Below are 17,486 nucleotides of genomic sequence, written 5' to 3'. Positions count from 1 at the left end.
AAAGCTGGTGCGAAGCTGGCGCGGGCACCGCGACCAGACCAGGCGCGGATCGAGAGGTTCCGTGACAGTGCATCGCGAGGTGACGTGGCGGCGTCCAGCGCGCGTTTGACAAAGCCAACATGGCGCCGCTACCTTCTCGTTGCTTGCAAAAAAGCACGTCACGCAACTCGTGCGTTGGCAAGCGGTTAACTGGTGTCATCGGCCGGTCACACGCGGCTTGATCGACACGAGGTCAGGGAGGATACGTCATGAGCGGCTTCGCGCTGTCGCGTCGTTCATTGATCGGAGCCGGGATCGGCGGTGCAACGCTGGCGAGCCTCGGCGGCTTGCCCGCTGCGGCGCGGGAGTCGCGGCTGCGCATGTTCTGGTGGGGCGCCAAGGAACGGGCGGAGCGCACCGACAAGGTCAACAAGCTCTATGCGAGTGGCCATCCCGACGTGACGATCGCCGGCGAATCGCTGGGCTGGACCGACTATTGGGCGCGGCTTGCGACGCAAACCGCGGGTCGCAATGCGGCCGACGTGCTGCAGATGGATTACCGCTACATCTTCGAATACGCCCGCCGGGGCGCCCTGCTGCCGCTCGACGCTTACGTGCCGAAAACGCTCAATTTGACGGATTTCAGCCCGGCCGCGGTCGACAGCGGCAAGGTCGACGGCAAGATCTACGGCGTCAGCCTCGGCCTCAACTCGACGGCGATGGTCTACGACAAGGGGCTGATCCAAAGTCTCGGCCTGAAGGAGCCGGTCTGGAACATGACGTGGAGCGAGATCGGCGATCTCGCAGCCGAGGTCACCAAGGCGGCCAAGCGCGATGGCTATACGGGCATGGAAGACGGCGGTGGCAACGAGCCGCTGCTCGAGGTCTGGCTCGCCCAGCGCGGCAAGTCGCTGTACACGAGCGAAGGCAAGGTCGGCTACGACGACAAGGACATGACCGAGTGGCTCGCGTTCTGGAGCGACCAGCGCAAGCGCGGTGCCTGCGCCACACCGGATACCCAGGCGCTGGACCGCGGCGAGATCGATTCGAACCTGCTGTCGCTCGGCAAGATCGCCATGACCTTTGCCCACTCCAACCAGTTGGTCGGCTTCCAGGCGATCAACAAGAGCAAGCTCGGCCTCTCAACGTTCCCCGATGGCGGGCAAGGCGCGAAACCCGGTCAGTATCTGAAGCCGGCCATGATGTGGAGCGTCTCGGCACAATCGAAACAGGCCGAGGCGGCGGTTCAGCTGGTCAGTTACTTCGTCGCCGACACTGAGGCCGCCAAGCTGCTTGGTGTCGAGCGCGGCGTGCCGGCGTCATCGGCGATGCGCAACGTCGTGACGCCGACGCTCGACGACCTCGGCCGCGCCATGGTCGACTACATCAGCCTGATCAGCGACAAGGTCGGGCCGCTGCCGCCGCCGCCACCGCGGGGCGCCGGCGAGATCCAGAGCGTGCTGCGGCGCGTAAACGAGCAGGTTGGCTTCGGTCGTCTGACGCCCGCTGATGGCGCCAAGCAATTTGTCGCCGAGGCCTCCGCCGTGCTGGCCCGCGGATAGACGTGGTGGCCGACACGCTGATCGATGCTGCGACGACGAGGCAGGCCATGCCAGCCGCACCGGCGGCTGAATTGTCCTGGCGCGAGAGTGTGGCAGGCTATCTGTTTCTCGCGCCCTGGCTCATCGGCTTTTTCGGGTTGACGCTGGGGCCGGCGTTGATCTCGCTGTATCTGTCGTTCACGGATTACGACCTGCTCAGCAACCCGCGCTGGGTCGGCGCCGCCAACTACGTGCGCATCGCGACCAGCGATCCCAAGTTCAGCGCGGCGATGCACGTCACCTTTCTCTATGTGGCGCTATCGGTGCCGCTCAAGCTCGCCTTCGCACTCCTGGTCGCCATGATGCTGAACCGCGGCCTCCGCGGCCTGCCGCTGTACCGGGCGATCTTCTATCTGCCATCGCTGATCGGCGCGAGCGTTGCCGTCGCGGTGCTGTGGCGCCAGCTGTTTGCCGGCGACGGCCTGCTCAACCAGGCGCTGAAGCTCGTCGGCATTCATGGACCGAGCTGGATCTCCAATCCCGACACCGCACTCTACACCCTGGTGGCGCTGAGCGTGTGGCAGTTCGGCTCGCCGATGATCATCTTTCTCGCCGGCCTCCGCCAGATTCCGAAGGACGTGTATGAAGCCGCCGAGATCGATGGCGCCAGCCGCAGCCAGCAATTCTGGCGGATCACGTTGCCGCTGCTGACGCCGGTTCTGTTCTTCAACGTCGTGGTGCAAACCATCGACGCCTTCAAGGCGTTCACGCCGGCCTTCATCATCAGCGGCGGCACGGGCGGGCCGATCGACGCGACGCTGTTCTACACGCTCTATCTCTACCAGGAGGCCTTTGCTTATTTCCGCATGGGCTATGCCTCCGCGCTGGCCTGGGTGCTGGTGGTGATCATCGCGGCCTTCACCGCGTTGTCCTTCCTGTCATCGCGCTACTGGGTGCACTACGATGGCTGATCTCGCGACACCGGATCAGGTTTCTCCCCCGCGCAATCCACGCCGCCGCGCGCTGGCCTATCACGTCGTGTTGTGCCTCGCCTCGATCGCCATGCTGTATCCGCTGCTGTGGATGCTGGCGAGCTCGTTCAAGCCGGACAGCGACATCTTCGGCACCACCTCGCTGTGGCCGCGCCATTTCAGCCTCGCTGCCTACTGGCGCGGCTGGTCCGGGCTGCAGGTGACATTCGGACAGTTCTTCCTGAATTCACTCGTGGTGTCGCTGTGCAGCGTGGTCGGCAACGTGATGTCGTGCTCGCTTGCGGCCTACGCGTTCGCCCGGCTGAAATTCCGCGGTCAAAAATTCTGGTTCGCGCTGATGCTCGGCACCTTGATGCTGCCGTATCACGTGACGTTGATCCCGCAATACATCCTGTTCCTCAATCTCGATTGGGTCGACACCTTCCTGCCGCTGATCGTGCCGAAATTCCTCGCGGTGGACGCTTTCTTCATTTTCCTGCTGGTGCAGTTCTTCCGCGCGATCCCGCGCGAGCTCGACGAGGCCGCGATGATCGACGGCTGCGGTCCCTGGCGCGTCTACTGGATCGTGATCCTGCCGCTGTCGGTGCCGGCGCTGGCCACGGCCGCGGTCTTCACCTTCATCTGGACCTGGGACGACTTCTTCGGGCCTCTGATCTACCTGAACGACATGGGCTCCTACACGGTGCAGCTCGGCTTGCGCAGCTTCGTCGATTCCACCGGGAAGTCCGACTGGGGCGCCTTGTTCGCCATGTCGACGCTGACGCTGCTGCCGCTGTTCGCCCTCTTCCTGTTCTTCCAGCGTCTGTTGATCGACGGCATCGCCACCACCGGCCTCAAGGGTTGACGGTATCGGACGCATTCCTGCATGGACTGACAACCAAGGAAAAAAAGTCATGAGAAAACTGCGTTTCGCCGCGATCGGCATCAATCACGCCCACATCTATGGCCAGGTCGATTGCCTGCTGCGCGCCGGCGCGGAGCTGGTCGGCTTTCATGCCGTCGAGGACGATCTCGCCCAGGCTTTCGCAGCGAAATATCCGCAAGCGCCGCGCGTGGCCGAGCGGGCGCGATTGCTCGAGGACAAAACCATCGCGCTGATCCTCTCGTCCGGTATCCCTGCCGACCGCGCTCCGCTCGGCATCGAGGTGATGCGCCACGGCAAGGACTATATGAGCGACAAGCCGGGCATGACCTCGCTGGAGCAACTGGCCGAGGTGCGCCGGGTCCAGGCCGAGACCGGGCGGATCTATTCGGTGTGCTACTCCGAGCATTTCGAGACCCGCTGCACCGTGAAAGCCGGCGAGCTGATCGCGGCCGGCGCTATCGGCAAGGTCATCAACACCGTCGGGCTCGGCCCGCACAAACTGAAGAACCTGCCGCGGCCCGACTGGTTCTATTCGCGCGAACGCACCGGCGGCGTCCTGACCGACATCGCCTCGCATCAGTGCGAGCAGTTCCTGTTCTTCGCCGATGCGCTCGATGCAAAAGTCGTCAGCGCGACCGTCGCCAACCGCGCCAATCCCGACCGGCCAGAATTGCAGGATTTCGGCGAAATGCTGCTGCGGACCGGTGATGTCACCGGCTACGTCCGCGTCGATTGGTTCACCCCCGATGGCCTGCCCAATTGGGGCGACGGCCGGATCACCATTCTCGGCACCGAGGGCTACATGGAGCTGCGCAAATACATCGACGTCGCAGGCCAGGGCGGCATCGACCATCTCATCATGGTCGACCGCAAGGGTGTCCACCGCATCGACTGTTCCAACGTCGAATTGCCCTATGGCCGCCAGCTCATCGCCGACGTACGCGATCGCACCGAGACCGCGATCCCGCAGGCGCGCTGCTTCAAGGCGATGGAGCTGGCGCTCACCGCGCAGGCGATGGCGGAAGGAAGGGTTTGAGAGCATGTCGAAGCGCAGGACAGTTGCCGTTATCGGCCTTGGCATCGGTCGCAGCCACATCGAGGAGGGCTATGCCCGCTTGCGCGACCGGTTCGATCTGCAGGTGATCTGCGATCTCAGCCAAGAGCGCCTCACCACCGTCGGCGATGAATTCTCTGTGCCGCGCCGGACCACCTCGTTCGACGAGGTTCTGGCGATGGACGACATCGATATCGTCGACATCTGCACGCCGCCGACGCTGCACTTTCCGCAAGTCATGGCGGCGCTCGCCGCCGGCAAGCATGTGATCTGCGAAAAGCCGCTGGTCGGTTCGCTGCACGAGGTCGACCAGCTCACCGCCGCCGAGGCCAATTCGCGCGGGCGCATCATGCCGGTGTTCCAGTATCGTTTCGGCAACGGCCTGCAGAAGGCGCGGCGCATCATCGAGCTCGGCCTTGCCGGCAAGCCGTATCTGGCGACCATCGAGACCGCCTGGTTGCGCGGCGCCAAATATTATTCGGTGCCGTGGCGCGGCCGCTTCGAGACCGAGCTCGGCGGCGCGTTGCTCACCCACGCCATCCACGCCCACGACATCCTGACCTGGCTGATGGGCGACATCGCTTCGGTGTTTGCGCGCACCGCCACGCGCGTGAACGACATCGAGGTCGAGGACTGCGCAGTCGCGAGCCTCGTGATGGAAAGCGGCGCGCTGGCCTCGCTGGCCGCAACGCTGGGGTCGGCCAAGGAGATCAGCCGCCTGCGGTTCTGCTTCGAGCACGTCACCTTCGAGAGCTCGCTCGCGCCCTATGCCCCCGGCGACGATCCCTGGCAGATCATCGCCACTTCCCCGGAAGCTGAGGCGCGTATCGCAAAGGCGCTGGATGGCTTCACGTTCGTGCCGTCGCGCTTCGAAGGCTTGATGACGGCCTATCATCAGGCGCTCGAGACCAACGGGCCGTTTCCGGTGACGCTCAGGGACGCGCGGCGTTCGCTGGAGCTGATCACGGCGCTCTATCACGCCGCGGAGACCGGCACGGCGGTGGCGCTGCCGATCGGCAAGGAGCACCCGAAATATCGCGGCTGGCGCCCGGCAGCGGCGACCACGCCACAGCGATGAGGCGAACCGCGCCGCCTAGCTCGACAGCAGCGTGCGTGCGGCGCGGACAAGGCGGCGACCGACGGTCTTCTGTCGAAGTGCCTCGGTCCAGTCGAACATGCTTGAATTGACATCATACTCGCCGCGCTGGGCTTCCGGTATCGCCCCGGCCACGATGCGTGCGATCAAGTGCGGCAATTCCCGATAGAATGTCTCGGTGCGATACGGCGGATGGAGCGAGTAGAGCCCGGCGCCCGAACCGAGAAGGTCGATGCGGGAAAGTCCCTTGCGCATCATGGCCGCGGAGAAGATCTCCTCCGCCGGCATCGTCAGCGGCGACTGGCGAAACAGTTTTGCGCGGATTCGGCGTTTGAGATTCGGACGCACCAGCTCCAGCGCTCCGATCGATGCATCGAACCGGTTTTGATCAAGCACGAAGATGCGCGTGCTCACGGTGCGAAAGCGGTAAGCCGGGTAGTCGGCGGCCAGACGCTCGGGCGGTTGGATGCCGGTCAGCCCCGGAAACGCGCCGTGCAAGTCGGCGAGCGTGCCGTCAGCGCGGGGCGGACCGGGAAGCGGCCCGGCGAACAGGGCATCCGGCGTCGTCTTCAACCAGCCGATCGCCTCCTCCAGCCAGGTCTGGCTGCCGCCGCCGAACAGCATGTCGCTGTCCATGTGCACCACATAGTCCGCGTCAGCCTTCGAGAGGCCGTAGAAATAGGCGTGGAACGGCCCGCCATCGAAGGCCTTCTCCGGGTAGGCGCGGCTTGTCGAGAAATAGCGCTGCCGCACGGCCTCAAGCGCCGCCGGCGAATAGTCGACCTCGGAGATTTCCGCCTTCGGCGACTTCCGCGCGATGGCCTCCAGCAGCGCAAACAGGCGTCCGCGGCTCTCCTCGTAAGCGTTGCCGGTGTAGCGGCCGCTCTTGCTCTGCCTGGTGTCGACCGTGAAGACGATACGATCGACCTGATCGCCCCACACGTCGATCTGATGCGGAAGCGTGTGGACCGCATGGCGCACGTCCAGCGGATGCAAATTGATCTGAAGTGCGGATCGGACCTGCATCTCATCTCTCCTTGCCGGTGAGCTGGTCGATCACGACCAGGAACGGCTCGCGCCTGAATTCACCGTCCAAGGGAAGCGGCCTGTTGGGTGCGTGGTCTGGGCTTGTATCCGCAATTTATCAAAGACGGCCTTCTCCACAGAAGGCAATTCGCTCTGCGTCGTTAATAAACCGCGGCCGGTTCGCGGCACGCCGAGCGCCGGAAGGATCGAAAATTGACGTTTGGTTAACAAGGGTGCGGCAATCATCAATGTCTTTCGGACTTCATGACGCGACGACGGAGACGCTTCTGCTCGAGGCAACTCCTGGCAATCTCGAAAACGAGAGCCATCCAACCATGACGACCTACGTGGCGCTGCTCTACAGCGTGGTTCTCCCGCTTGGCCGGCGGTTGGCGATGGCCGAGCTGCGTGCCATGGCGCAAGGCCTCGGCCTCCATGACCCCCGGACCATCGGCGCGACGGGAAATCTGACGTTTGAGAGCGACCAGGCGTCGGTTTCCGGGTTGGAGCACAATCTCGAAGCGGCCTTCAACGCGCGGTTCGGCAAGCACGTCGCGATCATCGTCCGCAATGCCGATGCGTGGCGGCGCCTGCTGCGCGCAAATCCGTTTCGTGACGAGGCGGCCGCCGATCCGCAAAGCGTCGCCGTTCGCGTGATGCGCAGTCCGATTCCGAAAGGCGGCGAAAACGCCCTGGCACGTTACATCAGCGATGAACGAATGGCCGTCGCCGGTGGCGATCTCTGGATCCATTTCACCGGCGATCCGGCGCGATCGCGTTTGCTTTCGGCGTTGGGCGCGGGACGCCTGAAAGGCGTCGGCACGTTGCGCAACGCCAATACGCTGAAGCGCATCGGTGAGGCCGTGGCTCCGGCCGGCGCCGGCCTTGCTCGTCGAAAATAAGTCACAGCACGCCTGTGCTCCCGGCCGGTGTTCGGTAACGGGGCTGTCGCATGCGCGTGTGACGCGGCTTTGGTTAGCGCCTCTGCAGCGGTTCGCCGGGCGCGCGGTCCAGCGGCTGATGCGGTTTGGCGAGGCCGATTGTACCGGGCGGCGCGTCGTTGCTCGCCGTACGCGTGTTGACCTTGTCCATCGTGACTGCGGCTGCAACCACGATGGCAGTGGCCACGGCGAATGCAAACAGAACCAATGCTGTCCGATGCTGGTCCATCGATAAGCCCTCTGGCCCGGCGAGGCTACGGCGGCGTCTCCGGCAATGCAATAACCCGGATGAGGTAGGAGGGCGTCCCTAAAGGCTTTGAGCACCGGGACACCGCCGTCCGAAGGATTGATTGTCGTCGCCGCGGAAGCCGGCGCATGAACGGCTCGCTATGCGCCGCGACCGACCAGATGCGTCGCGGAACGCCATGCGTGATACGCGAGCGCCTCGAGGCGGCGTACGGCTTCGACCCGGGCGATTGCCTCGTCCGCGCTCAACCCTTTGCTCGCCACCGAGCCAAGCGTCGTACTGCGATGGCTTGTCCGCAATTCGGCAAGGGCCTTCGCGCACGCTTCCAGCAGTGCGAGGGTTTGCGTGGTCGACGCTTCCGTTGCGGGCAGGTCCTGCTCCGGGCCGAACGGCTCCTTCGCGCCGTCTGGCGGCCCGCCGGCAACCTCCGCGGCGAGTGTCGCCGCGCCACGCATGGCTTGCGCGCACAACTCAGTGGCACGGATATCCTCGGGCTCCCCGTCGGGCGTGCCGAGTTCGGCTTCACCGCCCACGGTGTCGGCGAGGCGCGAGGCGTGATCGAGCGCATGCAATGTGCGCGTGAGCCGCTCTTGCTCATCCTCCGATTCGGGCGGGCCACTCACGGCCGACATGAACTCCTGGGCCTGGCGCAGCGCATCGGCGGCCGCTGCAACGGAGACGTCGTTCCTGGCGCGGGCGGGTGCACCCTGATGCCCCGCGGCGAGAGCCCGCGCGAGTGATCCGCACATCGTTCCAAGGGCGCGCGCCACGGTGCGCCGTACGGCTTCCTCGGTCGCAATCGGTGTCGCCAGCGCCACCGGATCGAGGCACCGCGTCAGCGGTGAGCCGCGTTCGGGAAGGAGGCGCTCCACCAGTCGCGTAAACCCATCGATCATTGGCAGCAGCACCATGACGCCGACGACGTTGTAGGCCGTGTGATAGGCGGCAAGCAGCGTCACGCCGTCGATCGTGTCTGAAGCGCGGACCAGAAGGGCAAGCGTGACCGGAAACAGCACCACGGCGATCACGGCTGCGATCAGCTTGAACAGGATGTAGGCGAGGGCCAGTCGCTTGGCGGTGCTGCTCGCGCCGATCGCCGCCATGGCGGAACTGGTCGCTGTTCCGATGTTCTGCCCGATGATCAGCGCGCAGGCCTGATCCAGTCCGACGGCGCCCGCATGGTATGCGGACAGCGTGACCGCGATGGCGGCCGTCGATGATTGCATCACGGCAGTCATCACCAGTCCGGCAACGACGAGCGCCAGCACGCCATACAGGCCCGACCACCAGGTGGTGCCGAGAATGGCCGGCAGATCGGCCGGGTGCAACCGTTCGGCCAGTCCTCCCATGCCCTGCTGCAGGGTCGTCAATCCAAAAAGCACAAGCGCGAATCCGGCCAGCGCCGCGCCTGCTGCGGACACACGTCCGCGGCCCAGCAATTTGACCAGGGCGCCGACGAAGATCATCGGCAATGCAGCGGCCGTGAGCGAGACGCGCACCCCGATGAGCGCCACGAGCCAGCCGGTTCCTGTTGTGCCGACATTGGCGCCGAAGACGAGTGCCAGCCCTTGCGGGAAAGTCAGCACGCCTGCGCTCACCAAACCGATGGTGGTCATTGTGGTGGCGCTGGAGGATTGCACGATCAACGTGACGACGGCGCCCCAGAAGGCACCGGACAGCGAGGTCGCCGCCGCCTTGCTCAGCACCATCCGCAATCCCGATCCGGCCAGTCCCTTGAGGCCGGCGGTCATGACGCTCATGCCCAGCAGGAACAGGCCAACACCGCCAAGGACCGAAATCGCCGTCGACATGTGCTCCCCTCCAGGGGATACAGGCAATGGCGCTGTCTAGCACAACGCAGCCGCAGTCGATATCGGCGACCGCGAATTGTCGGGCGTTCGGGAGCCAAGCTTCGCAGCGCAAGCTCCGCACGCGCTGCCACCGGCTCCTTCTTCTGCTCCGGGCTCACCTTCGCATATGTAAGGTGAAGCTTCTCTGCGGCCTCGCCGGCTCCCCGTCCGATTGCTTACACATCAGCACTTCGCTGCTTCACGCCGAACCTCTGAACCGCATAGTCCAGGAAGCTACGCAGCTTCGGCGTCATTCGTCTATCGGGAGCATACAGCGCGTGCAACGGCCGGGCAGGGGGCTCGTATTTTGGCAAGAGCCTCACGAGGCGCCCCGCCTTGATCTCTTCGGCCACAAGCTCGTGCGGTTGCAGAAGCACACCCATACCTGCCACGGCAGCTGCACGAAGCGCTTCGCCGCTATCCGTGGAGAATCTGCCGGTGATCGGGAAGGTCTCCCGACCGTGAGGTCCCTCGAACGACCACTGCGTTCGAAGCGACGTGTGCGAGAACACGAGGCATTCGTGGTGTTGCAGATCCTCCGGTTTGCGCAATTTTTTCGCTGATCTGAGATAGTCCGGTGCCGCGCAAAGAACCATTCGAAGCGAGGCCAGATGTCGCGCCAGCAACGTGCTGTCTGAAAGTGGTCCGGTCCGGAAAACAACATCGAAACCCTCGTCGACCAGATCGACGGTCCGATTGGTTAGACTGATGTCCACGGATACCTCCGGGTGTTGCTTCAGGTATGCCGGGATTTCAGGTGCGAGCGCGTGACTTCCGAAGGTGATGGGCGCGCTGATTCGAAGTCGTCCGCGTGGCGTCGAGCGGGTTTCCGCGATCAGCGCTTCAGCCGCCTCCATCTCCGCCAGGATGTTCTTCGCCCGCTCGTAGAACACGCGACCGCCATCCGTCAGGCTCTGCCGACGGGTCGTGCGGTTCAGCAGCTTGATTCCCAGGCCGTGCTCCAGCACCCGTATTTGCTTGCCTGCCAGCTGCGAGGACAACTCAAGTTCGGCCGCGGCAGCAGAAATGGAGCCGAGCTCGACCGCGCTTACAAAAGCTCGCATGCATGCCAATCGATCCATTTGAAACAGGCCGTTTGTTGTATCGGTGATTTTTGCTCATTTATCTCTCTTCATTTTATATCCTACAGCGATGGCACTGCAACCGGCACGATGCCCTTCGCTGGCGGCGGCCAGCTCAAAACCTGGAAGAAAGTCCAATGCGATCATTTACACAGAGAGCTGTCTTCGCTGCCGCTTTGGGCGGCGCGGCTCTCGCTTCAACCGGAGCGTCCTCTGAAACCCCCGACACCCGGAAGCCCATTGTGGTGCTTGTCCACGGCGCGTTCGCCGACGGTTCGGCGTGGAACAAGGTCATTCCCTTGCTGCAGGAAAAAGGGCTGACGGTCGTGTCCGTGCAGAACCCGCTGACCTCTCTCGCCGACGATGTCGCGACCACGCGGCGCATGCTCGATAAGCAGACAGGCCCCGTTGTTCTGGTAGGACACTCGTGGGGTGGCGTCGTCATCACGGAGGCTGGTCAGCACGAGCGTGTCAGATCGCTTGTCTACGTTGCTGCGTTCGCTCCGTCCGAAGGGCAGTCGGTCGCGGACTTGTCCAAGGATTATCCGACGCCGTCCGGCTCCGCGCACATCCTCGCGGACAAGGAGGGGTTCCTGACCCTCAGCCTTGAGGGCGTGGCAAAACACCTCGCGCAGGACGTTCCGGCCGATCAAACCCGGCTGATGGCTGCGACACAGGGCCCGGTGCGCGGAAAGAACTTCGAAGAGAGGGTCACCGCCGCTGCCTGGAAGACGAAACCTTCCTGGTATGTGGTGAGCGAGCAGGACCACATGATTCAGCCGGCTCTGCAGACGGCGATGGCCAAAAAGATCTCGGCCCATGTCGTGAGCTTGCCAGCCGGGCACACGCCACAAATTTCACAGCCGGCCGAAGTTGCGAAAGTGATCCTCGCAGCTATGGCAGACGCGCCGAAGTAGTGACGTCGAGGCGCGCTCAGCAATCGAGCGCGCCTCGCCGAGTCGTAGCTCGCGGACAATCCGTCTTCGCTTCCCCAGGCGTCTATTTGCGCGCGCAGAGATGGCTGGGGCGGATCTTGCAATGAGGTGCTAACCACCCCATCCCGCAAACGGATTATGACCTGGTTCCGGTCGCTCATTGTAGTACGGGTCCGGCTGAGCGCGGGTCGGCCGTGCCGGTGAATAGGCCCAGGCCGCAGCGGAGCCCGCCGTCCCCCCACGCGCGGAGTGAACAGTTGCATGGTGCCGATGCACCTGAGCCGCCGTAGCGGCGTTGGCAGCGCACAGGAAAATCAAAAGACTCAGAACCAGACCCGATCGCATGGTCATTTCTCCGAAGGACCTACAAGCACGAGTCAGGTGAGATTTGGCTCACGCCCTCGCAATCCGCGACACCTTCCACGACCGGTCACATCCGCGGCATCGCGTGCGGGCGGCGGACGAATTCGTGCGAATCTGCAAACCGGCTGTCATCCCTCGTCAGACTTCAGAACCTCGGCTAGGTCGCCCGAATCACGCCAGGCGTGCTCATGCCTGAGTGCTGCTGCGGAAATGGTGCGCTTGCGGCCGAGGGCGGAGCTTGCAACTCATGGCCGCGCAGGCCCATGAACGCGATCAACACGACGGCCGTCAGAGCGACACCGCCGACCGCGACTTCGGGCGCAGCGTCCGAGGACGCCGCCAGGATGCTTGCGCGCAGCGAGACCTGGTGCGGGACTTCAAGCGGGACTTGGTGCACGAGGTCTTGCCCGCTCTCGTGGCGTGTGTTGCCCGGACCTTCCGCGAACCGGCGCAGGCAAAGGAAGACGAGGAGCAGCAAAGCCGTGCCGCCCGCGAGCGGCGCGATGGGGGTGGTCAAGGATGTGAAGGAGAGCGTGTGAGCGCCGGTATAGAGAAGGAGCGTGGCCGGCAAAGCCATGCTGCCGACAAGCGGTGCGAGCGCGGGACGATACCGGACGGGCCTGTCGTCCCGATCGGCGAATACCGCGAAAAGTATGGCGATCATCATCAAATGACCGATGCCGTCCACCTTGCCGAAATCCAGCGTTGCGGCGGTCAACACCATCACCAAAGCGAGGGCGGCGAAACGCCGGACCAGCGGTGTCCAGAACAGCGCGAAGGCCAGGCCGAATTCCACGATCCCTGCGGCGGTCACGACAGTCGGGACATCGAAGCCCAGCGTCAGCTCCGGATGAGCGATCGCGATCGGCGCGACCCAGGCCGGGTACACGAATTTCTCCATCGCCGGCCATAACAGGGACAGCGCGACGGTCCAGCGCAGAAAATCAGATCGAAAAGCAAGCAGCTTGGCATTGCGCGACGAGGACAGCGCGAACCAGACCCCGAGCCCCGGAAAGACCGGGTAGTCCAGCATGTGGAACAGTCCATAGCTGGCGGCACCATAGACATAGAGCAGCACGATGCCCGCCCCTGCTGCCGGGAGCGTGGCCCGCGCGCCCAGGAAAAGCGGGATCAGCAACTGAATGGCCGAGAGCCAGAAACTGTTTGCTTCGAGTTCCGGGGTGAGGATGAGACCGCCATGAGCCCACAGCAACGCAAAGAACACCGCAGCCGCCGCACGCAAAAGGTCGTCGGCGCGACGGCGCAGAGGCTCGGTCAATTGATCCAGAAATTTTGAGACCATGGCGCCGAACCTGGTCTGCTCGGCCGCGCAAGCGAGATAGAACAGCGCAAGGAACAGCGCCAGGAACAGAAAGAATGTCGTCGTCAATACCGCCTGGACGGGCAGCGGATCGTCGGAGACGGCGCATGGCACGAACCACTTCACATGAGCCGATGCAGCGCCGGTCATCGCGATGAAGTTGACCACCAGACACAAGGAGAAAATCAATCCTTTCGTGACTCTTGATCGCGCGCGTCCAGCATTGGAGATGGTCGAAAAATCATTGCGGCTGGCTGCACGATCGATGCTCATGGGCTCACCAAAATAGTTTCGTCCAAACATTCGTCACCCCCGAGGAGTGTGGTTCAAAGACACAAGAATACGTTCGCCGATTTAGCCGACGCTCGGGCTTTTTGGATGTGAAGTGGCTTACTGGTGCCGGGTCACACGTTCGTTAGGCGATCGTGACGCCCTGTGAGACAGCGCTGCTTCCGCTTCGCGTTCAGCAACTGAGTGAAATTTGCCTCGCCAGCGGCAAACCGCTCCAACGCGGCACTTAACTGCTTCATGCAGTCGCTGCCGTCCTTGCCTTCGTCCTACGGGCTTCGGCATGACAGCCTTCGTTCGCTTCGACCGGAGTTCGTTGCGCTGGCGCGCCTGGCCGAAGCTCGCGAACAGTCCCCCTTCGCTTTCGCTTCGCTGCAGCTACGCCGGACACGCTTCGCCCTTTGGTCTTGCTGTGGCTGCGCCTTGAGGGGATGACGAAAATGGACAATCGAGCTGACCGCCAGGTCGCCTGCATCTCGCCGGCCGCCAAAATGAATCCACTGCATTGCCGGATTTAAGTCGCATTGCGACCTAGGTCGCGGCCAAAACTGCCGTCCGGCAGGGGGCGCAACACCGGGGTTTTTCATGTCCGGTCATTTGCGATTTTGTTACACGGCTTTTGCGCTTCTTGCGGGTCTGCCGACATCATCCGCGTTTTCGGCCTCCCTTTCCGAACTCTTCAATGCTGGTCCCGCCACAGCCCCTGCGCGCGCTTCCGCGGAATCGGAGTGCTTGACGCGGCCCGGCAAGTCGACCGCCGATGGCCTGCACTGGGTCTATCGGGTGGAAGGCCAGCGCAGATGCTGGTTCCAGGTCGCCGAAGGAACAGAGACGGTGAAGAAGCTGGTTCAGCAACGCGCCACCAAACATCGTGTCGCCACGGCCGAAGAAAACAAGACCGTGGCGCGCGAGCGGAAGGCGGTGGGGGATGCGCGCGCGGAGCTGCCGCGCTCCGCACCTGCGGATACGTCTCGGCCGGGCCCGTCCGTGCCCGCGCAGGTGGTTGATGCCGGTCCCGTCCTCGCCACCGGGATCGCAACAAGCGCGTCGCCGGCGCCCCTTTCCAAACGCGACCGGCTCACGGCTGACGCGATCGCGCTGCGCCAGGTCGACGTTGAGGCACTCTTGGCGGCGACGCCGGTCGCCGGTGAGGTCGTTGCCGCTGCGGCGATGCCGCTCGCACTTGCCACAGCCGAGGCGGTCGATGACGGGTGGGTCTGGACCTGGCTTGGCATGCTGCTGATGGCCTTGGGGCTTGTCTCCATCCTGAGCGCTGGTCAAATCATTCGGTGGGATGTGCTGCTGCACCAGCTGAGGTCATCTTTCGCTGGCCAGAGGCTGCTGCTGGTCCAAACGCGACCTCGCGGAACGGTGCGGCAAAGCAGCAATTCGGCCTGAGCCGCGCGTTTCAGATCGGCCCGGCATCACTGATCTTCGTGGTGGGCCCGGCAGGACTCGAACCTGCAACCAGACCGTTATGAGCGGCCGGCTCTAACCATTGAGCTACAGGCCCCGCCGCGAGACGGCCTGCGGGAAGTGCGCGGCCGGCAACGGTGCGCGGTTCGTTTACAGGGATGGAGGCGGGCGTGCAATGCTGGCGCTCGCTGATCTGCACATCGACGCCGCATTGCGGGTGATTTCCAAATATCCGAATTTTGCGATTGTGGGCTTATGCCACTGTTTTGCCCGACGTGTCAAACGTGTTTTGGGGTGACTCTCGCTTTCGCTTCCGTAACCCGCTGAAATCGCCGGATTTTCCTACTGTGCATGGGGTTGTTTTGAAGTTTTCAGGGGGACCCGAAGGTCCCCCATCTTGCCGGCGCATGACCGGCGCGCCGCCAGCTCAGTCCACCGAGACCCCGGCGAACTCCACGACCTTCTTCCACTTCTCGGTCTCGTCAGCGACGAGCTTGCCGAACTCGGCCGGCGTCATCGGCTTGGGGATGCCGCCGTTCTCGGTCAGCCGCGCGATCACCTTCGGGTCCTTCAGCGCGTCGCCGACGGCCTTGTTGAGGATCTCGACGATCTCGCCCGGCGTGCCCTTTGGCGCGGAGATGCCGTAGAAGCCGACCGACTCGAAGCCCGGCACGGTCTCGGCGATCGCCGGCACGTCGGGCACGGCGGGCCAGCGCTGCGGCGAGGTCACGCCGAGTGCGCGGACATTGCCGCCGCGCGACTGCTCGAGCGCGGACGGCAGATTGTCGAAGATCAGCTGCACCTTGTTGGAGATGATGTCGGGGAAGGCGATCGCCGAGCCGCGATAAGGCACGTGTACCATGTCGCACTTGGTCATCGCCTTGAACAGCTCCGCCGACATGTGCACCGAAGTGCCGTTGCCGGAGGAGGCGAACGAGATCTTGCCGGGGTTGGCCTTGCAATAGTCGATGAACTCCTGGACCGTCTTCACCGGCATCGCGTTGGAGACGACCAGCATGTTGGTAAGCTGCATGATGCTGGCGACCGGGGTGGTGTCGCGCAAAAAGTCGAACGGCAGCTTCTTGTAGAGCGAGGTCGAGATCGCGTTGTTGGGCGCGACGAACAGAAGCGTGTAGCCGTCGGGGGGCGAGTTGATCGCAGCACCGGCCGCGATGTTGCCGCCGGAGCCGGCGCGGTTCTCGACGATGAATTGCTGGCCGAGCCGATCCGACAGCGCCTGCGCCATGATGCGCGCGACGATGTCGACCGGGCCGCCGGCGGCAAAGCCGATCATCCAGTGCACGGGGCGGTCGGGGTAGGCGGCGGAAGCGGGAGGGGAGGCTGCGAAAACACCGGACAGAAAAACCAGCCCGAAAAAACCGTTACGCAAAATTCGCAACATGATGCCTCCCATTGTTCTATTGTCGTTGCGGAGCATGCTTTCACAAAAACCGCCCGCTGCCTACATCGCCTCAAGTCGATGTTGACGCAGGCGCAGCCGGAACGACCATGACATTCGCAATCACGATTCTCGTCAGTGCGGCGCTGCTGTTGAGCCCCGCTGCTGCTCAAACCGGAGGCAACGCCATTTCGACCAGGACAATCAGCTTGGGGACCGCAACGCCCGGCGGCGGCTTCCCGCTCTATGGCAACGCCTTTGCGGAGGTGATGAACGCGGCGGACGCCTCGCTCACGATCGCCCCGCGCAACACCAAGGGCAGCAACGAGAACATTCCGCTGCTGGAGAAGGGCGAGCTCGATCTCGCGCTGGTCGCGGGCGAGCCGGCCTATGAGGCCTTTGCCGGTATCGGGCGGACGCCGGTGCGGTTGAAGATCCTGACCGCGATCTACTCCAACCCCGGCATGTTCGTCGTGCGGGCGGACAGTCCCTACAAGACCATTCACGATCTCGTCGGTCAGCCGGTTGCGTTCGGCGCGAAGGGATCCGGCCTGCCGATCCTGGCGCGCTATGTGCTCGACGGCCTCGGCCTGAAGCAGGACGAGGATTTCAAGGCGATCTATCTCGATCGCGCCGGTGACGGGCCCGCGATGGTCGAGGATGGCCGCGTCGCCGCACTCTGGGGTGCCGGCATCGGCTGGCCGGGCTTTGCGGCGGTCGCATCGAGCGCGCCAGGTGCGCGCTTCATCGCGCCGACTGCCGAGGAGATCGCTCGCATCCGCGCCAAGCATGCGTTCCTCAAACCGCTGACCGTGCCGGCCGGCTCCTATCCAAAACAGTCCGAGCCGATCGCCTCGCTCGGCTCCTGGAGCTTTGTGCTGACGCGCGAAGACCTGCCCGACGACGTCGCCTATCGTCTTGCCAAGACGCTGCACGGCCTTGAGGCGGATTTCTGCAAGAAGCTCGCACAGGCCTGCGAGACCACTGCGGCGAACACGGTCGCCGCGGCCCCGAAGCCGGAGCTGATCCACCCGGGCGTGATGAAATACTTTCGCGAGATTGGCGTGGTGATGTGACGGTCGCCTGAGCGA

Annotated in this window: 15 protein-coding genes, 1 tRNA gene and 1 pseudogene; 9 read left to right on the top strand and 8 right to left on the bottom strand. The window is 63.9% G+C overall.

What is annotated here, in order from left to right:
• Positions 1–248 precede the first annotated feature (248 nt).
• The 5 genes and pseudogenes from QA645_RS35360 (at position 249) to QA645_RS35340 (ending at position 5,509) form a co-directional block, all read left to right on the top strand.
• On the top strand, positions 249–1,541 hold the full coding sequence (locus QA645_RS35360; protein WP_283045829.1) for an ABC transporter substrate-binding protein: 1,293 nt from the start codon (positions 249–251) through the stop codon (positions 1,539–1,541).
• 95 nt (positions 1,542–1,636) lie between these two features.
• Positions 1,637–2,491 (top strand): annotated as a pseudogene (locus tag QA645_RS35355) (sugar ABC transporter permease); the annotation flags it as partial.
• 91 nt (positions 2,492–2,582) lie between these two features.
• A complete protein-coding gene (locus QA645_RS35350; RefSeq protein ID WP_283053479.1) occupies positions 2,583–3,356 on the top strand; it encodes a carbohydrate ABC transporter permease in 774 nt (257 codons plus the stop codon).
• Positions 3,357–3,405: 49 nt separating this feature from the next.
• Positions 3,406–4,413 (top strand): Gfo/Idh/MocA family oxidoreductase, encoded by a 1,008-nt coding sequence (locus QA645_RS35345; RefSeq protein ID WP_283045827.1) that lies wholly within the window; start codon positions 3,406–3,408, stop codon positions 4,411–4,413.
• Between the two features lie 4 nt (positions 4,414–4,417).
• Positions 4,418–5,509: a Gfo/Idh/MocA family oxidoreductase gene (locus QA645_RS35340; protein WP_283045826.1), complete on the top strand. Its 1,092-nt coding sequence runs from the start codon at positions 4,418–4,420 to the stop codon at positions 5,507–5,509.
• A 15-nt stretch (positions 5,510–5,524) separates the two neighbouring features.
• On the opposite strand, the gene QA645_RS35335 is transcribed toward QA645_RS35340, so the two are convergent.
• Together QA645_RS35335 and QA645_RS35330 are read right to left on the bottom strand one after the other, a co-directional pair.
• Positions 5,525–6,553 (bottom strand): glycosyltransferase family A protein, encoded by a 1,029-nt coding sequence (locus tag QA645_RS35335; RefSeq protein ID WP_283045825.1) that lies wholly within the window; start codon positions 6,551–6,553, stop codon positions 5,525–5,527.
• 30 nt (positions 6,554–6,583) lie between these two features.
• Positions 6,584–6,799 carry a hypothetical protein gene (locus QA645_RS35330; RefSeq protein WP_283053669.1) on the bottom strand — a complete coding sequence of 72 codons (216 nt, stop codon included), beginning with the start codon at positions 6,797–6,799 and terminating at the stop codon, positions 6,584–6,586.
• Between the two features lie 89 nt (positions 6,800–6,888).
• On the opposite strand from QA645_RS35330, the gene QA645_RS35325 reads away from it, so the two are divergent.
• A complete protein-coding gene (locus QA645_RS35325) occupies positions 6,889–7,455 on the top strand; it encodes a DUF1697 domain-containing protein (RefSeq protein WP_283053478.1) in 567 nt (188 codons plus the stop codon).
• A gap of 73 nt (positions 7,456–7,528) precedes the next feature.
• On the opposite strand, the gene QA645_RS35320 is transcribed toward QA645_RS35325, so the two are convergent.
• The 3 genes from QA645_RS35320 to QA645_RS35310 all read right to left on the bottom strand — a co-directional run bounded on the left by QA645_RS35320 (position 7,529) and on the right by QA645_RS35310 (position 10,655).
• Complete coding sequence (locus QA645_RS35320) at positions 7,529–7,723, bottom strand: hypothetical protein (RefSeq protein WP_283045824.1); 195 nt, start codon at positions 7,721–7,723, stop codon at positions 7,529–7,531.
• Positions 7,724–7,881: 158 nt separating this feature from the next.
• The gene (locus QA645_RS35315; RefSeq protein WP_283045823.1) at positions 7,882–9,552 is read right to left on the bottom strand and encodes a Na/Pi symporter; all 1,671 of its coding nucleotides are present in this window, start codon (positions 9,550–9,552) and stop codon (positions 7,882–7,884) included.
• Positions 9,553–9,767: 215 nt separating this feature from the next.
• Complete coding sequence (locus QA645_RS35310; RefSeq protein WP_349253150.1) at positions 9,768–10,655, bottom strand: LysR substrate-binding domain-containing protein; 888 nt, start codon at positions 10,653–10,655, stop codon at positions 9,768–9,770.
• A gap of 260 nt (positions 10,656–10,915) precedes the next feature.
• On the opposite strand from QA645_RS35310, the gene QA645_RS35305 reads away from it, so the two are divergent.
• The gene (locus QA645_RS35305; protein ID WP_283045821.1) at positions 10,916–11,590 is read left to right on the top strand and encodes an alpha/beta hydrolase; all 675 of its coding nucleotides are present in this window, start codon (positions 10,916–10,918) and stop codon (positions 11,588–11,590) included.
• Between the two features lie 538 nt (positions 11,591–12,128).
• On the opposite strand, the gene QA645_RS35300 is transcribed toward QA645_RS35305, so the two are convergent.
• Positions 12,129–13,565, bottom strand: a complete 1,437-nt coding sequence (locus tag QA645_RS35300) for a hypothetical protein (protein WP_283045820.1) — start codon at positions 13,563–13,565, stop codon at positions 12,129–12,131.
• Positions 13,566–14,165: 600 nt separating this feature from the next.
• Between QA645_RS35300 and QA645_RS35295 the strand changes: the two genes are divergently transcribed.
• On the top strand, positions 14,166–14,978 hold the full coding sequence (locus QA645_RS35295; protein WP_283045818.1) for a hypothetical protein: 813 nt from the start codon (positions 14,166–14,168) through the stop codon (positions 14,976–14,978).
• A gap of 39 nt (positions 14,979–15,017) precedes the next feature.
• Here the strand turns inward: QA645_RS35295 and QA645_RS35290 are convergent.
• Positions 15,018–15,093 (bottom strand) — tRNA-Ile (locus tag QA645_RS35290).
• A 330-nt stretch (positions 15,094–15,423) separates the two neighbouring features.
• Entirely contained in the window at positions 15,424–16,398 is a 975-nt protein-coding gene (locus QA645_RS35285) for a tripartite tricarboxylate transporter substrate binding protein (RefSeq protein WP_283045816.1), read from the bottom strand.
• Between the two features lie 107 nt (positions 16,399–16,505).
• Between QA645_RS35285 and QA645_RS35280 the strand changes: the two genes are divergently transcribed.
• Positions 16,506–17,471, top strand: a complete 966-nt coding sequence (locus tag QA645_RS35280; RefSeq protein ID WP_283045815.1) for a TAXI family TRAP transporter solute-binding subunit — start codon at positions 16,506–16,508, stop codon at positions 17,469–17,471.
• The last annotated feature ends 15 nt before the right edge of the window (positions 17,472–17,486 follow it).

The sequence above is a fragment of the Bradyrhizobium sp. CIAT3101 genome (genome assembly GCF_029714945.1).
Taxonomy (GTDB): domain Bacteria; phylum Pseudomonadota; class Alphaproteobacteria; order Rhizobiales; family Xanthobacteraceae; genus Bradyrhizobium.
This window is presented reverse-complemented; position numbering and strand designations above follow the sequence as displayed.

What these genes read in the sequence shown, in the direction of transcription:
- QA645_RS35360 (WP_283045829.1), top strand. Translation starts at nt 249, where the DNA reads ATGAGCGGCTTCGCGCTGTCGCGTCGTTCATTGATCGGAGCCGGGATC.
- QA645_RS35350 (WP_283053479.1), top strand. Translation starts at nt 2,583, where the DNA reads ATGCTGTATCCGCTGCTGTGGATGCTGGCGAGCTCGTTCAAGCCGGAC.
- QA645_RS35345 (WP_283045827.1), top strand. Translation starts at nt 3,406, where the DNA reads ATGAGAAAACTGCGTTTCGCCGCGATCGGCATCAATCACGCCCACATC.
- QA645_RS35340 (WP_283045826.1), top strand. Translation starts at nt 4,418, where the DNA reads ATGTCGAAGCGCAGGACAGTTGCCGTTATCGGCCTTGGCATCGGTCGC.
- QA645_RS35335 (WP_283045825.1), bottom strand. Translation starts at nt 6,553, where the DNA reads ATGCAGGTCCGATCCGCACTTCAGATCAATTTGCATCCGCTGGACGTG.
- QA645_RS35330 (WP_283053669.1), bottom strand. Translation starts at nt 6,799, where the DNA reads ATGATTGCCGCACCCTTGTTAACCAAACGTCAATTTTCGATCCTTCCG.
- QA645_RS35325 (WP_283053478.1), top strand. Translation starts at nt 6,889, where the DNA reads ATGACGACCTACGTGGCGCTGCTCTACAGCGTGGTTCTCCCGCTTGGC.
- QA645_RS35320 (WP_283045824.1), bottom strand. Translation starts at nt 7,723, where the DNA reads ATGGACCAGCATCGGACAGCATTGGTTCTGTTTGCATTCGCCGTGGCC.
- QA645_RS35315 (WP_283045823.1), bottom strand. Translation starts at nt 9,552, where the DNA reads ATGTCGACGGCGATTTCGGTCCTTGGCGGTGTTGGCCTGTTCCTGCTG.
- QA645_RS35310 (WP_349253150.1), bottom strand. Translation starts at nt 10,655, where the DNA reads ATGCGAGCTTTTGTAAGCGCGGTCGAGCTCGGCTCCATTTCTGCTGCC.
- QA645_RS35300 (WP_283045820.1), bottom strand. Translation starts at nt 13,565, where the DNA reads ATGAGCATCGATCGTGCAGCCAGCCGCAATGATTTTTCGACCATCTCC.
- QA645_RS35295 (WP_283045818.1), top strand. Translation starts at nt 14,166, where the DNA reads ATGTCCGGTCATTTGCGATTTTGTTACACGGCTTTTGCGCTTCTTGCG.
- QA645_RS35285 (WP_283045816.1), bottom strand. Translation starts at nt 16,398, where the DNA reads ATGTTGCGAATTTTGCGTAACGGTTTTTTCGGGCTGGTTTTTCTGTCC.
- QA645_RS35280 (WP_283045815.1), top strand. Translation starts at nt 16,506, where the DNA reads ATGACATTCGCAATCACGATTCTCGTCAGTGCGGCGCTGCTGTTGAGC.